The organism is Rhodococcus sp. AH-ZY2 (assembly GCF_030916465.1).
GTDB classification, from domain to species: domain Bacteria; phylum Actinomycetota; class Actinomycetes; order Mycobacteriales; family Mycobacteriaceae; genus Rhodococcus; species Rhodococcus ruber.
On the sequence record NZ_CP126458.1, the window covers coordinates 1088339 to 1102064 of the forward strand.

Annotated in this window: 13 protein-coding genes; 8 read left to right on the forward strand and 5 right to left on the reverse strand. The window is 70.7% G+C overall.

Annotated elements, in window-relative coordinates; translation table 11 throughout:
* Nucleotides 1-6 precede the first annotated feature (6 nt).
* The 4 genes from QNA09_RS06145 to QNA09_RS06160 all read right to left on the reverse strand — a co-directional run bounded on the left by QNA09_RS06145 (nt 7) and on the right by QNA09_RS06160 (nt 3961).
* Nucleotides 7-885 carry a lytic transglycosylase domain-containing protein gene (locus QNA09_RS06145; protein ID WP_010592444.1) on the reverse strand — a complete coding sequence of 293 codons (879 nt, stop codon included), beginning with the start codon at nt 883-885 and terminating at the stop codon, nt 7-9.
* A gap of 158 nt (nt 886-1043) precedes the next feature.
* The gene (locus QNA09_RS06150; protein ID WP_040275501.1) at nt 1044-2078 is read right to left on the reverse strand and encodes a hypothetical protein; all 1035 of its coding nucleotides are present in this window, start codon (nt 2076-2078) and stop codon (nt 1044-1046) included.
* 88 nt (nt 2079-2166) lie between these two features.
* Nucleotides 2167-2694 carry a DUF1003 domain-containing protein gene (locus QNA09_RS06155; protein ID WP_010592442.1) on the reverse strand — a complete coding sequence of 176 codons (528 nt, stop codon included), beginning with the start codon at nt 2692-2694 and terminating at the stop codon, nt 2167-2169.
* Nucleotides 2687-3961: a magnesium transporter MgtE N-terminal domain-containing protein gene (locus QNA09_RS06160; protein WP_026138051.1), complete on the reverse strand. Its 1275-nt coding sequence runs from the start codon at nt 3959-3961 to the stop codon at nt 2687-2689. Before QNA09_RS06160 ends, QNA09_RS06155 begins: the two co-directional genes overlap by 8 nt.
* 58 nt (nt 3962-4019) lie before the next feature.
* On the opposite strand from QNA09_RS06160, the gene QNA09_RS06165 reads away from it, so the two are divergent.
* The 7 genes from QNA09_RS06165 (at nt 4020) to QNA09_RS06195 (ending at nt 10873) form a co-directional block, all read left to right on the forward strand.
* A complete protein-coding gene (locus tag QNA09_RS06165) occupies nt 4020-4976 on the forward strand; it encodes a CoA ester lyase (protein ID WP_010592440.1) in 957 nt (318 codons plus the stop codon).
* Between the two features lie 132 nt (nt 4977-5108).
* Entirely contained in the window at nt 5109-5597 is a 489-nt protein-coding gene (locus QNA09_RS06170; protein WP_003936099.1) for a general stress protein, read from the forward strand.
* 136 nt (nt 5598-5733) lie between these two features.
* Nucleotides 5734-7068: an ABC transporter substrate-binding protein gene (locus QNA09_RS06175; RefSeq protein ID WP_017681975.1), complete on the forward strand. Its 1335-nt coding sequence runs from the start codon at nt 5734-5736 to the stop codon at nt 7066-7068.
* A gap of 77 nt (nt 7069-7145) precedes the next feature.
* Entirely contained in the window at nt 7146-8030 is an 885-nt protein-coding gene (locus QNA09_RS06180; RefSeq protein WP_174557540.1) for a carbohydrate ABC transporter permease, read from the forward strand.
* The gene (locus QNA09_RS06185; RefSeq protein WP_010592437.1) at nt 8030-8866 is read left to right on the forward strand and encodes a carbohydrate ABC transporter permease; all 837 of its coding nucleotides are present in this window, start codon (nt 8030-8032) and stop codon (nt 8864-8866) included. Before QNA09_RS06180 ends, QNA09_RS06185 begins: the two co-directional genes overlap by 1 nt.
* Before the next feature lie 5 nt (nt 8867-8871).
* Nucleotides 8872-10041: an ABC transporter ATP-binding protein gene (locus QNA09_RS06190; protein WP_010592436.1), complete on the forward strand. Its 1170-nt coding sequence runs from the start codon at nt 8872-8874 to the stop codon at nt 10039-10041.
* 22 nt (nt 10042-10063) lie between these two features.
* Nucleotides 10064-10873, forward strand: a complete 810-nt coding sequence (locus QNA09_RS06195; RefSeq protein WP_017681977.1) for a hypothetical protein — start codon at nt 10064-10066, stop codon at nt 10871-10873.
* Nucleotides 10874-10934: 61 nt separating this feature from the next.
* On the opposite strand, the gene QNA09_RS06200 is transcribed toward QNA09_RS06195, so the two are convergent.
* Entirely contained in the window at nt 10935-12443 is a 1509-nt protein-coding gene (locus QNA09_RS06200) for an MFS transporter (RefSeq protein WP_140188413.1), read from the reverse strand.
* Between the two features lie 123 nt (nt 12444-12566).
* Here QNA09_RS06200 and QNA09_RS06205 point away from each other — a divergent pair, with 123 nt between their 5' ends.
* Nucleotides 12567-13673 (forward strand): winged helix DNA-binding domain-containing protein, encoded by a 1107-nt coding sequence (locus QNA09_RS06205; RefSeq protein ID WP_017681979.1) that lies wholly within the window; start codon nt 12567-12569, stop codon nt 13671-13673.
* Nucleotides 13674-13726 lie beyond the last annotated feature (53 nt).

Sequence of the window (13726 nt, forward strand, 5' to 3'; positions counted from 1 at the left end):
ACCCGCTCAGTGGATGCGCGGCAGGTCCGCCGCGCTGGGGGTGACGCCGGTCGAATAGGCGGCCGACCAGGCGAGCACGTTCGCGACGTACGCCATGGAGTTGTTGTAGCGATGGATGGCCTTGGTGGCCTGCGCGAGGTCGTGCATGTTGTTGCCGCCGTCGCACAGGTACTTGGCGGTGGTGAGGGTGGAGTCGTACAGGTTCTGCGGGTCGGCGACGCCGTCGCCGTTGCCGTCGCCGGCGTAGAGCTTCCACGTGGAGGGGATGAACTGCATGGGGCCGACCGCTCGGTCGTAGACGGTGTCGCCGTCCAGGGTGCCGCCGTCGGTGTCCCGGATGACGGCCTGGCCGCGCAGGCTGCCGTCGAGGGGCAGACCGATCACGGGTTCGAGGAGGTTGCCCTTGTCGTCGGCCTTACCGCCCTTGGCATGGCCGGACTCGACCTGGCCGATGCCGGCGAGCAGTGTCCAGTACATGTTGCAGCCGGGGGTCTCGGCGGCGAGGATCCGCTCGGCGTTCTGGTAGGCGGCGAAGTTGATGCCGGGAATCCCGAGGGGGCCGGGCTGGAGCGGTGCCGGGGCGGCGGGGGCAGGCTCCGGGGCGGGCGCGGGGGCCGCCGCGGGCTCCGCGGTAGGCTCCGGTGCGGTCATGAGGGCGGCCGCGGCGGCGACGTCGCGGGAGATCCCGTCGGCGATGTAGGTGGTCTCGGTCGCCGCAGTCACGGGCTCGGCCACCGCTTCGGTGTCCTGCACGCCGAACAGGGTCTTGGGGCTCGCCCCGGCGCTGGTGGCCGCGGCGACCACGCCGACCGGAACCAGTCCGGTGAGGGCGATGACCGAATTGCGGCGGAGCTTGGACTCCGAAGGCTTCCTGTGCCGACCCACTCGATACCTCCTGGGCGCCTTCCCCGAGACGCTTTCGTTACATGGCGGTACCGACCATACAGGAAGCGATGCGTTTCCGTTACCCTACCGTGATGTAACGCGCTGAGCTGGGCAAACGGCTGGAGCTGGGGGTTACGACGAGATCGAGGCGTGACCGATCAGGGTGCGGGCGGCGCCGGGCACAGCGCCGGGACGAGACACGGCAGCGGCGGCAGCACCGGCGCAGCCGGCGGTGCCTCGACAGCCGGCGCGGCCGGCGGTGCCTCGACAGCCGGCGCGGCCGGCGGTGCCTCGACTGCCGGCGCGGGGACGGGGACCGGCTCGACCGCGGGAGCCGGGACCGGCGCCGGCGTGGGTGCCGTCGTGGTCCCGGACACGGGTGCGGGAACGGTCTCCGCGACGTCGACGGTGTTCGGCCGGGCCGGAACGGCCGGCGGCGCCAAGGGCGGGACGACGATCCCCGGCGAGACCGCGGCGCCCTTCTCGTACGCGGCCGACCAGGCCTGCACGTTGGCGACGAACTCCGGCGACGGATCGAACCGGGCAGCCGCGCGGGCGCGGGCGTCGGCCTCGGCCAGGCGCGCGTCGTCCGAGCACAGCCAGGCGCCGGCCGCCAGACCGGCGTCGAAGACGTTCTGGGGATCCGCGGTGCCGTCCGCGTTGCCGTCGGCGGAGAACTGCGACCAGACCGCCGGGGGCAGCTGCATCGGCCCGAGTCTGCCCGTGCCGGGAGCCACGCGCGCGGTCGTGAGCGTGCCCAGCACGTCGGTGCGTCCCGAGTCGGCGTGCTGCGACGTGATCCGTCCGATCGCGGCGAGCAGATGCCACGGCAGTGCGCACTCGGGCTCATCGATCGCAAGCTGCATCTCGGCCGCCCGGTACGCGTAGAGCACCAGCTCCGGGATCGCCAGGGGGCCCTCACCGGCCAGCACGGGCGACGGCTGTCCGGGTGCGACCGTGACCTCGGGCGGAAGATCCGCCGCGGGAGCGCCGGCCGGAGCCTCGGCCCCGCGTACGGGTCGCGGCGCCGCCGGGTCCGCCGGCAGGACCCCGACCCCGGTGCTGCCGTCCGCCGCCGTCACGGCGACCGGCTCCCTGTGCTCCGTCGCAGCCACCGGTGCCGGGGACGACGCGACCGCCGCGAACCCGGCACCGAGCACCACCGGCACCGCGATCAGACCCTGCCAGCGCACGCCATCACCCCACAGACCTACTCGTCGCGGACAGTCACCCCACCGACACCATCGACGGGCTGTGATGGACGTTACAGCGCGTCACGTCTCAGCGGCGGGCCGGGCGCGTTTTGCCGGATGCCGTCGACGTCGTGTCCTCCTCCTCCGGTTCGATCAGCAGCGCGCGCAGATCGTCGAGCTCGCGCCGGAGGTAGTCGCGGGTGGCCACCTCGCCGACCGCCAGCCGCAGCGCCGCCAGCTCCCGCGCGAGGAACTCGGTGTCGGCCTTGGTCTGGGCGGCGCGTGCCCGGTCCACCTCGAGTGACACCCGGTCCCTGTTCTCCTGCCGGTTCTGGGCGAGCAGGATCAGCGGCGCGGCGTAGGCGGCCTGCGTGGAGAACGCGAGGTTCAGCAGGATGAAGGGGTACGGATCCCACTGCAACGTCACGGCGAAGACGTTGAGCAGGATCCACACGATCACCACGACCGTCTGGATGGCCAGGTAGCGCCCGGTGCCGAGGAACCGGGCGATCGATTCGCTGACGCGGCCGACCGCCTCGACGTCGAAGTTGACCCGGAACCGGCCGGTTCGGGGAGTGTCGAGGCGCTGCCGGGCCACGGCGGAACGGTCACTCATCGTCGGCCTCCTCTTCGCGCCAGTCCTCGGGCAGCAGGTGATCGAGCACGTCGTCCACCGTCACGGCACCGAGCAGGTGCCCCTCGTCGTCCAGCACGGGCCCGCACACCAGGTTGTACGTCGCGAAGTACCGGGTGACCGCGGTGAGCGAATCGTCGGGGTCCAGTCGTGGCAGGTCGTTGTCCACGATCCCGCCCACCAGGCCGGCCGGCGGCTCCCGGAGCAGCTGCTGCAGGTGCACGCAGCCGAGATACTTGCCCGTCGGGGTCGCGGTGGGCGGCCGGACGACGAACACCATGGACGCCAGCGCCGGGGTGAGGTCCGGGTTGCGCACCCGGGCCAGTGCCTCGGCCACCGTCGTCGCCGGGGTGAGCACCACCGGCTCGGGGGTCATGAGGCCGCCGGCGGTGTCGGGGGAGTGCTCGAGCAACCGCCGCACCGGCTCGGAATCCTCCGGATCCATCAGGCGCAGCAGCGACTCGGCGTCCGAGTCGGGCAGCTCGCCGAGCAGATCGGCGGCGTCGTCGGGGTCCATCGCCTCGAGCAGGTCCGCGGCGCGTTCCACCTCGAGGTGCATCAGCAGATCGGTCTGGTCGTCGGTCGGCAGCTCCTGCACGACGTCGGCGAGCCGCTCGTCGTCCAGGGCGACCGCCACCTCGTGCCGGCGCTTCTCCGGCAGCTCGCGCAGCGCGTTCGCGACGTCGGCGGCGCGCATGTCCTCGAACTGCAGCAGCAGCTGCGAGACACCCTGGCCGGGCATTCCGAGGTTGCTGTAGGTCAGCCCGTGCACGTGCTGCCAGTCCACGACATGGATCGCGGACCGCCGGCCCAACCGGCCGCGCTGGGCCCGCACGGCCACGCGCGAGACCACCCAGTCCCGGGTGCGGGTCAGTTCGATGCCGAGATCGACGACGACCACGTCCACGCCCGCGAGCTCACCCAGCTCGGGGTCGTCGACCCGGACCTTCGAATCGAGCACCTGCGCGAGCGCCAGCACCTCGGTCGGTCGCTGCGTGAACCGGCGCAGGCTGACGTTGCCGGTGTTCAGGGTGACGGCCCCCGGCTCGATCGCCGTCACGCGCAGCATCGGCACGAATATTCGCTTGCGCGTCGGCAGTTCGACGACCAGACCGAGCACCCGGGGCTGCTGCCGCCCGATCCGGATGGTGAGCACGACGTCGCGCACCCGGCCGATCGACTCGCCGTCGGGTCCCAGGACCACCAGACCTGCGAGCCTCGCCGCGAATACCTTGCTCACTGCTGCCATGATGGTCAGGCTAGAACGTGCGGTCGTCGATTTCGGAACACGGAGGTCTGCCCAGCCCATGTCGTTCGACTTCAGGCCCCGCAGGTCCGTGCTCGCCGTTCCCGGCAGCAGCCGCAAGATGATCGACAAGGCCAAGGGCCTGCCTGCCGACGAGGTGTTCCTCGATCTCGAGGACGCCGTCTCCCCGCTGGCGAAGGAGCAGGCCCGCACGACGATCGTCGAGGCGCTGAACGAGGGCGGGTGGGGCGAGCAACTGAAGGTGGTGCGGGTCAACGACTGGACCACCGATGCCACCTATCTCGACGTCGCCACCGTGGTGGGTGGCGCCGGCGCGCACCTCGATGCGATCCTGCTGCCGAAGGTTCCCGACGCGAGCCATGTGCAGGCGCTCGATCTCCTGCTGACTCAGGTGGAGAAGGCCCACGGGCTCGAGGTCGGACGCATCGGTATCGAGCCGCAGATCGAGGACGCTCTCGGGCTGACCAACATCAACGCGATCGCCACCGCCAGCCCGCGCGTGCAGACGCTGGTGTTCGGCCCGGCCGACTTCATGGCGAGCATCAACATGCGCACCCTCGTCGTCGGGGAGCAGCCCGACGGCTACGACCGCGGCGACGCCTACCACCACATCCTCATGACCATCCTCATGGCGGCCCGGGCCCACGGGCTGCAGGCGATCGACGGGCCGTATCTCCAGATCCGCGACGTCGAGGCGTTCCGGCGCTCCGCGCAGCGGACCGCGGCCCTCGGCTTCGACGGCAAGTGGGTGCTGCACCCCAGCCAGATCGACGCCGCGAACGAGGTCTTCAGTCCGCGGCAGGAGGACTACGACAAGGCCGAGATGATCCTCGACGCCTACGAGTGGCACACCTCCGCGGCTGGCGGCGCGCGCGGCGCCGCGATGCTCGGGGACGAGATGATCGACGAGGCCAGCCGCAAGATGGCGCTGGTGATCTCGGCGAAGGGCCGGGCAGCCGGAATGGCCCGCACCACGACGTTCGAGCCGCCGCAGTAGGCGGCTGCGCCGCCGGTGTGTCCTTTGGGCGGTGGGAGCAGCCCAAAGGACGCACCGGCGCCGAAGGCGCAGACGGGCAGAATGGACAGGGTGCGCCGGATCGGGGCGCGCAGTCACGAGAAGGAGCCGAAGATGACCAACCCCCTCGGACAGCCGGGACGCGCCACGCCGGGCCTGCCGACTCCGCCGAGCGGCTGGCCGGTCGGTTCGTACACGACCTACGCCGAGGCGCAGCGCGCTGTCGACCATCTCTCGGACCAGTCCTTCCCGGTCGAGGACGTCACCATCGTGGGTGTCGATCTCATGCAGGTCGAGCGGGTCACCGGCCGGTTGACGTGGGCGAAGGTGATCGGCGGCGGCATCGCCTCCGGCGCCTGGCTCGGTCTGTTCTTCGGTCTGCTGCTCGGGATCTTCTCGACCGATTTCCTCGGCCCCCTGCTCGTCGGCATGGTCGGTGGCATCGTCTTCGGCCTGATCTCCACGACCATCCCGTACGCCGCGACGCGCGGCCAGCGCGACTTCTCGTCGACGATGCAGCTGGTGGCCGGCCGCTACGACGTGCTGTGCGCGCCGCGCAACGCGGAACGGGCACGGGACCTGCTCGCCAAGCTCGCGTTGTAGACCGTTCGATCACAGTTCCGTTCCGGGCGGCAGTTGAGTCGCGCGGCGGCGTCCGGTGCGTTACGTTCGCACCAAGTGTGACGGAAGTCACCGTCGCGCAGGACGACGGCTGGAGGCTGCGGTGCGGAGACGGGCGGTGCGGGTCGGACTGGTGGGCGCCGCGGCGGTGTTCGCCCTGTCGTCGGTCGCGGCGTGCGGCAGCGAGTCCGACGGGACGGTACTGAGCTTCTACACCGCCGCCGACGGCGCGGAGCAGTACGCTGCCGCGGCGGCGAACTGCACCGCCGCCGCCGGTGGCCGGTACACCATCGAGCAGCGCACCCTGCCCAAGGGCGCCGACGACCAGCGGCTGCAGCTCGCGCGGCGGCTCACCGGCGGGGACGACACCCTCGACCTGATGACACTCGACGTCGTGTGGACGGCCGAGTTCGCCGAGGCGGGCTGGGCGCTGCCGCTGCCGCCGGACGTCGCGGCCGCGGTGTCCGAAGGCACCCTCGCCGGACCGCTGGAGTCCGCCACGTGGCAGGGCACCCTCTATGCGGCACCGCTGAACACCAACACCCAGTTGCTCTGGTATCGCAAGGACCTGATGCCCGACGGGCGGCCACCGCAGACGTGGGACGAGATGATCGACATCGCGAGCGGGCTCGCGGCCGAGGGCCGCCCCAGCTGGATCGGGGTGCAGGCCCGCCAGTACGAGGGCCTGATGGTGTGGTTCAACACCCTGCTCGCCAGCGCCGGCGGATCGGTCGTGGCAGAGGACGGCACCACCGTCACCGTGGCCGACGGTGACGCCGCGGTGACGGCTCTGGACATCATGAAGCGGGTGGCGACCGCGCCCGGTGCGGACCCGTCGCTGAACCAGTCCGACGAGGCCGCTGCGCGTCTCGGTATGGAGAGCGGCAAGGCCGCGTTCCAGGTGAACTGGCCGTTCGTCTACCCCGGCATCGTCGAGAACTCCGAGAAGGGCTTTCTGCCCTTCGTCGACGAGAACGGCAACGTGACCGCCGAGAACACCGGCAACACGGTCCTGACGGTGAACGGCGAGCAGAACTTCCTCCCCGCCCCGTACCCGTCGGTGGTCCCCGGCAAGCCGGCCGAGGTCACGATCGGCGGGTTCAATATCGGGGTCGCCCGCACCACCAGGTATCCCGACCTCGCGTTCGAAGCCGTGCAGTGCCTGCGCAACGAGGAGAACCAGCGCAACAACGCCGTCGACGGCGGTGTCCCGCCCACGCTGGCATCGCTGTACGACGATCCGGAGTTCCAGCAGGCATACCCGATGTGGCGGGAGGTGCGCGAGAGTCTCGAGAACGCGGCGGTGCGCCCGGTTTCGCCTGCGTATCAGAGCATTTCGACGCTCATCACCGCGACTCTCAATCCGGTCGACCAGATCGACCCGCCGCGCACGGTCGACGAACTCGCCGAGCAGGTCCGCAAGGCGGTCAATTCGGAAGGGCTGATCCCGTGACCACCACGCCCGCAACCCGACCCGTCCCACCGGCCGAGGGCGACCGGCCCGTATCGTCCGAGCGCGGGAAAGTTGTTCTGTCCGAAGGGAAGAAGGCCGAACGCCGACTCGGGCTGTGGCTGGTCGCGCCCGCGGCGCTGATGATGCTCGCCGTCACCGCCTACCCCGTGGGGTACGCGGTGTGGCTGAGCCTGCAGCGGTACGACCTGCGCTTCCCCGACGAGCGTGAATTCGTCGGATTCGCCAACTACGTCTCGGTCCTCACCGATGCGTTCTGGTGGCAGGCCTTCTTCGTCACCGCCGGCATCACCGTCGTGTCGGTGGCGATCGAATTCGTCCTGGGGCTGGCGCTGGCGCTGATCATGCACCGCACCATCGTCGGCAAGGGCACCGTCCGCACCGTGGTGCTGATCCCGTACGGGATCGTCACCGTCGCCGCCGCCTACAGCTGGTACTACGCCTGGACGCCGGGCACCGGCTACCTGGCGAATCTGCTCCCCGAGGGCAGCGCCCCACTGACCGAACAACTTCCGTCACTGGCGATCATCGTGCTCGCCGAGGTGTGGAAGACCACCCCGTTCATGGCGCTGCTGCTCCTCGCCGGGCTGGCGCTCGTCCCGGACGACCTGCTGCGCGCGTCCCAGGTCGACGGCGCGGGTGCGTGGACCCGGCTGACCAAGATCATCGTCCCGCTGATGAAGCCGGCGATCCTGGTGGCGCTGCTGTTCCGCACGCTCGACGCGTTCCGCATCTTCGACAACATCTACGTCCTCACGCGCGGGTCGAACGGCACGGGCTCGGTGTCGATCCTCGGATACGACAACCTGTTCAAAGCATTCAACCTGGGCATCGGCTCGGCGATCAGCGTCCTGATCTTCCTGTGCGTGGCGATCATCGCGTTCATGTTCATCAAACTGTTCGGGGCCTCGGCGCCCGGCTCCGATGCGGAAGGGAAGCGGTGATGACGACGACCGAAACCCCGCGGCGCAAACTGAGCTGGTCGGCGGTGAACCTGCTCGTACTGCTGTACGCACTCGTGCCGGTGCTGTGGATCGCCAGCCTGTCGTTCAAGCCGGCCGGCACGATCAAGGACGGGCGCTTCATCCCCCAGGAATGGACCCTGGACAACTACCGCGGCATCTTCCGCACCGACGCATTCACCAGCGCACTGATCAACTCGATCGGCATCGGACTGATCGCCACGGTGATCGCGGTGGTCATCGGCACCATGGCGGCGTACGCGATCGCCCGGCTCGACTTCCCGGGCAAGAAGATCCTCGTCGGTGTCGCGCTGCTGATCGCGATGTTCCCGCAGATCTCGCTCGTCAGCCCGCTGTTCGACATCATCCGCAGACTCGGGCTGTTCGACACCTGGGCGGGCCTGATCATCCCGTACATCACCTTCTCCCTGCCCCTGGCGATCTACACGCTCTCGGCGTTCTTCAAGGAGATCCCGTGGGAACTCGAGAAGGCCGCCAAGATGGACGGCGCCACACCCGGGCAGGCCTTCCGGAAGGTGGTGGCGCCGCTGGCGGCGCCGGGCATCGTCACCGCCGCGATCCTGGTGTTCATCTTCTGCTGGAACGACCTGTTGTTCGCGATCTCGCTGACGTCCACCGAGCGGTCCATCACCGCGCCCGCGGCAATCGCGAACTTCACCGGAGCCTCCCAGTTCGAGGAGCCCACCGGCTCGATCGCGGCGGCCGCGGTGGTCATCACCATTCCGATCATCGTGTTCGTGCTGATCTTCCAACGTCGCATCGTGGCCGGCCTGACGTCCGGCGCAGTGAAGGGATGACCCACATGGCTGAAATCGTGCTGGACAAGGTGACCAAGCTCTACCCCGACGGGGCGCGAGCGGTCAGCGACGTGGACATGACGATCGCCGACGGCGAGTTCATCATCCTGGTCGGCCCCTCGGGCTGCGGAAAGTCGACGACGCTGAACATGATCGCCGGCCTCGAGGACATCTCCTCCGGCGAGTTGCGGATCGGGGGCGAGCGGGTCAACGAGAAGGCGCCGAAGGACCGCGACATCGCGATGGTGTTCCAGTCGTATGCGCTGTACCCGCACATGACCGTCCGGGAGAACATCGCCTTCCCGCTCACCCTGGCCAAGGTCCCCAAGGACGAGGTCGCGCGAAAGGTGGAGGAGGCGGCGAAGATCCTCGACCTGACCGGCCACCTCGACCGCAAGCCGTCGAACCTGTCGGGCGGGCAGCGACAGCGGGTGGCGATGGGACGGGCGATCGTGCGCAATCCCAAGGCGTTCCTCATGGACGAGCCGCTGTCCAACCTCGACGCCAAGCTGCGGGTGCAGATGCGCACCGAGATCGCCCGGCTGCAGAAGCGCCTGGGCACCACCACGGTGTACGTCACCCACGATCAGACCGAGGCCATGACGCTCGGGGACCGCGTGGTCGTCCTCCGCGGCGGGCTGGTGCAGCAGATCGGTGCCCCGCAGGAGCTCTACGACCGGCCGAAGAACCTGTTCGTGGCGGGGTTCATCGGCTCGCCGTCGATGAACTTCTTCGCCGGCCGGCTCGACGGTGACAGAGTGCGCACCGCGATCGGGGACTTCACGCTGCCGGCCGAGCGGTGGGCGGCCGTGCAGAAGCACGATCCGGGACGTGACGTCGTCGTCGGCATCCGGCCCGAGCACTTCGAGGACGCCGCGCTCCTGGACCCGGCGCAGCGCGAGCAGGGCACCATCTTCACGGTCGACATCGACGTGCTCGAATCCATGGGGTCGGACAAGTACGCGTACTTCACCGTCGAGTCCCCGGAGCTGCATTCGAGCGACCTCGACGATCTGGCAGCCGATGTGGGCGTCGCCGATCTCGCCGGCGGCTCGATGGTCGCGCGGCTGCCCGCCGAGTCCGACGTCGCGAAGGGCCGGCCGGTGCAGCTGTGGTTCGATCCGGCGAAGGTTGCCCTGTTCGACCAGGCGACGGGGGAGAACGTCACCCTCTGACCGAGGAGTGCATAGTAGGCCGGTGGACCTCGACGACATCGCCGACGAGCTGTACGGGCTCGATCCGGGTGAGTTCACCGCGGCCCGTAAGGAGTACGTCGCCCGTGCCCGCGACGCCGGCGACCGGGAGCTCGCGGCGGCGGTCGGCCGGCTGCGCAAGCCGACCGTGTCGGCGTGGCTGGTGAACCTCCTCGTCCGCGAGAGGCCCGAGGAGATCACGGCCCTGCTCGGACTCGGCGAGGCCCTGCGTACCGCGCAGCGTCAGCTCTCCGGAGCCGAGCTGCGGCGGCTGTCCACCCAGCGACGGCGGGTGATCGGTGCGCTCGAGAAGACGGCCTCCCGGCTCGCCGCCGAGCACGGTCGGCGGGCATCCGAAGCCGCGCTGCGCGAGGTGGGCCAGACCCTGCACGCCGCACTCGCCGAGGCCGAGCTGGCCGAGCAGGTGCGCGGTGGCCGACTCGAGACGCCGCTGGACTACAGCGGGTTCGGACCGGTCGGACTGTCGGTCGTTCCGCCCGCGCCGGAACGGAAGGGCACCGGGGCGGACGACATCGAGGAGGCCGAGCGCACGCGGCGAGCGCTGGAGGCCGCCGTCGCCGAGGCGGAAACGGCGCGGAACACCGCCGACGAGGCGCGGTCGGTGGCGGAGCGCGCACGTGCCGCGGTCGAACAACTCGACGAGCACGTCGCGCGGCTGCGCGAGGAGCTGGGCCGGGTGGAACACCAGCGCGAGTTCGCGCGACGCACCGCCCGGACGGCCGACGAGGACGCCGCGAAGGCCGAGGAGGCGGCGCAGCAGGCGGAGGAGGCGGTGCGCGCACTGCAGGGTTGAGCGGACGCAGAACGGGAAAGGGCTGAGGACGCCCGGTTCCGTCCCGTTCCCGACCGCGAGGTCAGCCCCGGCGGACCGCGTCGGTCTGCCCGGTCGCGGTGTGCTCCGCCGCGAGACCGGACACCGTGCTCCATTCGGCGGCCAGGGCCGTCGCCTCGACCTCGTCCTCCTCGCGGTCGCTCAGTGCGCGCGTGGCCGGTCGCCCGCCGATGAGAACGAGCAGTGCGGCCACGGCCGCGGCCGCGACACCCAACCCGAATGCCGCGACGAATGCGCTCTCGCGGACGACGCCCGTGCCGGGAACGGTCAGCGTGGCCAGCAGGGTCGTGACCACCGCACTGCTGAGCGAACTGCCCACCGTGCGGGCGATGGAGTTGATGCTGTTCGCGACCCCGGTCTGATCGGGACGGATCTCGGCGACGAGCAGGGCGGGCAGTGCGGCATAGGCGAGGCTGACGAAGGTGGTCACGAGGATGCCGGAGACGATCAGCTGCCAGCTCCGGTCGTGCACGACCGCCACCAGGGCGAAGCCGGCGATCCCGAGAATGCACGCTCCGATCAGCACCCATCGGGCGTCGAACCGGTGGATGAGCCGGCCCGCGAGTGCCGCGGCGACCACCCCGACGAGCGCGCCGGGCAGCATGTACACCGCGGTCGCCTCGAGCACGGTGGCGCCGAATCCGTATCCGGCGACGGCGGGCGGTGTCTGCACGAAGTACGCCGTCGCGAGGAAGCTGACGAACATGGCCATGCCGACGAGGAACGCGGCGCCGTGCACCACGAACACCGGCCGATCGGTGAGCATCCGCGGCGGCACGAGCGGCTCGTCGACGTGCCGTTCGAAGAGCAGCCACGCCGCGAGCACGGCCAGCCCGAGTGCGGCGCTCCCGAGGGTGAGCGCCGACGCCCAACCCCACGTTCCGCCCTCGGACAGGGCCAGCAGCACCAGCGCCAGCCCGACGGCCAGCAGGATCGCGCCGAGCCAGTCGATCCGTCCGTCCGCGGACCGCGGTCGTCGCGGCACGACGAGGAACGCGCTCAGCAACGCGACGGCGTTGAACGCCGCCACCAGCCAGAACACGCGACGGTAGTCGCCGCCCGAGACCATCAGGCCGGTGAGCACCATGCCGATCGCGCCACCGACGCCGAGCGTTCCGGAGAACAGGCCCATCGCCCCGATCAATCGCTGCGGCGGCAGTTCGGCCCGCAGCACGGCGATGCCGACGGGGAACAGCGCGAACGACACGCCCTGCAGGACCCGGCCGATCAGCAGGAGCGCGAACGAGTCCGCGGCGGCGCACAGCAGCGAACCGACGAACACCACGACGAGGACGGTGAGCAGGACCGGGCGTTTGCCGCGCAGATCGGCCAGCCGGCCCAGCAGGGGAGTGGTGACGGCGGCCGCGAGCAGGTTCGCGGTCAGGACCCAGCCCGCGGCGGTCGTGCTCACCCCCAGCTGTTCCTGAATGGTGCCGACGATCGGTACGACGGACGTCTGCATCACGGCGATGGTGGTGACGATGAAGCACAGCACCGGAACCAGCAGCCGCGCACCTCTCGGATCGGACATCGGCTCTCCTCGACGCTGCAACATGAAACTAAACTCAACTAAACATCTACCGGACGCTCGGTTGCCCCGTCCAGGTGCAGGCGCCGACGAGGCCGTGTCGGTCCGCCGTGGCAGGGTGTTCCCGTGACGCCGCGCACCCTCACCGTCCGTGCTCTCGGCCGCGCCACCCTCGCCCGTCAGCATCTGTTGCATCGTGCCGACCTCCCGGTGCTCGACGCGGTCGAGCACCTGCTGGGCCTGCAGGCGCAGGCCCCGACACCGCCCTACTTCGCGCTGTGGGCGCGGTTGCGGCGGTTCCGGCCCGCGGCCCTCGCCGACCTCATCGAGGGACGGCACGTGGTGCGCACCGTACTCATGCGCGGCACGGTCTTCGCAGTCTCGGCCGCCGACGCTGCGGCGCTGCGGGACTGGGTCCAGCCACTGCTGGACCGGGACCTGGCCACCAACACCCAGTACGCGGCCGGTCTGGCCGGGGTGGACCTGCGTGAGCTCGCCGCGGCAGGCCGCGACCTGCTCGGCGACGCCCCCCGCAGCCTGCAGGAGCTGCGCCCGTTGCTCGCGGAGCGATTCCCCGGCCGCGATCCGGCCGCGCTCGCCTACGGGCTGCGGAACCTGCTCCCGCTGGTGCAGGTGCCGCCGCGGGGGCTGTGGGGGCGCTCCGGGCAGCCGCGACTCACCCCGCTCGACGAGTGGACCGGTCGCGGACCGGCACGGCCGGACCCGGCCGTCGTCCTCCGGCGATACCTCGCCGCGTTCGGGCCCGCGAGCGTGCGCGACGCCCAGGCCTGGTCGGGGCTGACGCGGCTCGGGGAGGTGTTCGAACGGCTGCGCCCGTCGCTCGAGGTGTTCCGGGACGAGAACGGCGTCGAGCTGTTCGACCTGCCCGACGCCCCGCGCCCGGATCCGGCGACACCGGCGCCGGTGCGGATCCTCGCGCCGTACGACAACGTCCTGCTCTCGCACGCCGACCGGACCCGGATCGTCTCCGACGAGCACCGTCGCCGGATCGTGACGCAGAACGGCATCGTGCGCTCCGCCGTCCTCGTCGACGGGACGGTCGCCGGAACCGCGAAACTGGCCGTCGCGAAGGACTCGGCCGTACTCGAGGTGACCCCGTGGCGGCGCCTGACGGCCCGGCAACGCTCGGCGGTCGAGGCGGAGGGGCTGCGGCTGGCGCGGTTCGGCGGGGCGACCGCCCCCACGCACGAGGTGCGATTCCCCGCGGGGTAGCGGAGAGGCGTGGCGGCAGCCGTGCGTGGGTACAGCCGTGCGTGGGTACAGCC

What these genes read in the sequence shown, in the direction of transcription:
- QNA09_RS06155 (WP_010592442.1), bottom strand. Translation starts at nt 2,694, where the DNA reads ATGAGTGACCGTTCCGCCGTGGCCCGGCAGCGCCTCGACACTCCCCGA.
- QNA09_RS06160 (WP_026138051.1), bottom strand. Translation starts at nt 3,961, where the DNA reads ATGGCAGCAGTGAGCAAGGTATTCGCGGCGAGGCTCGCAGGTCTGGTG.
- QNA09_RS06165 (WP_010592440.1), top strand. Translation starts at nt 4,020, where the DNA reads ATGTCGTTCGACTTCAGGCCCCGCAGGTCCGTGCTCGCCGTTCCCGGC.
- QNA09_RS06170 (WP_003936099.1), top strand. Translation starts at nt 5,109, where the DNA reads ATGACCAACCCCCTCGGACAGCCGGGACGCGCCACGCCGGGCCTGCCG.
- QNA09_RS06185 (WP_010592437.1), top strand. Translation starts at nt 8,030, where the DNA reads ATGACGACGACCGAAACCCCGCGGCGCAAACTGAGCTGGTCGGCGGTG.
- QNA09_RS06190 (WP_010592436.1), top strand. Translation starts at nt 8,872, where the DNA reads ATGGCTGAAATCGTGCTGGACAAGGTGACCAAGCTCTACCCCGACGGG.
- QNA09_RS06200 (WP_140188413.1), bottom strand. Translation starts at nt 12,443, where the DNA reads ATGTCCGATCCGAGAGGTGCGCGGCTGCTGGTTCCGGTGCTGTGCTTC.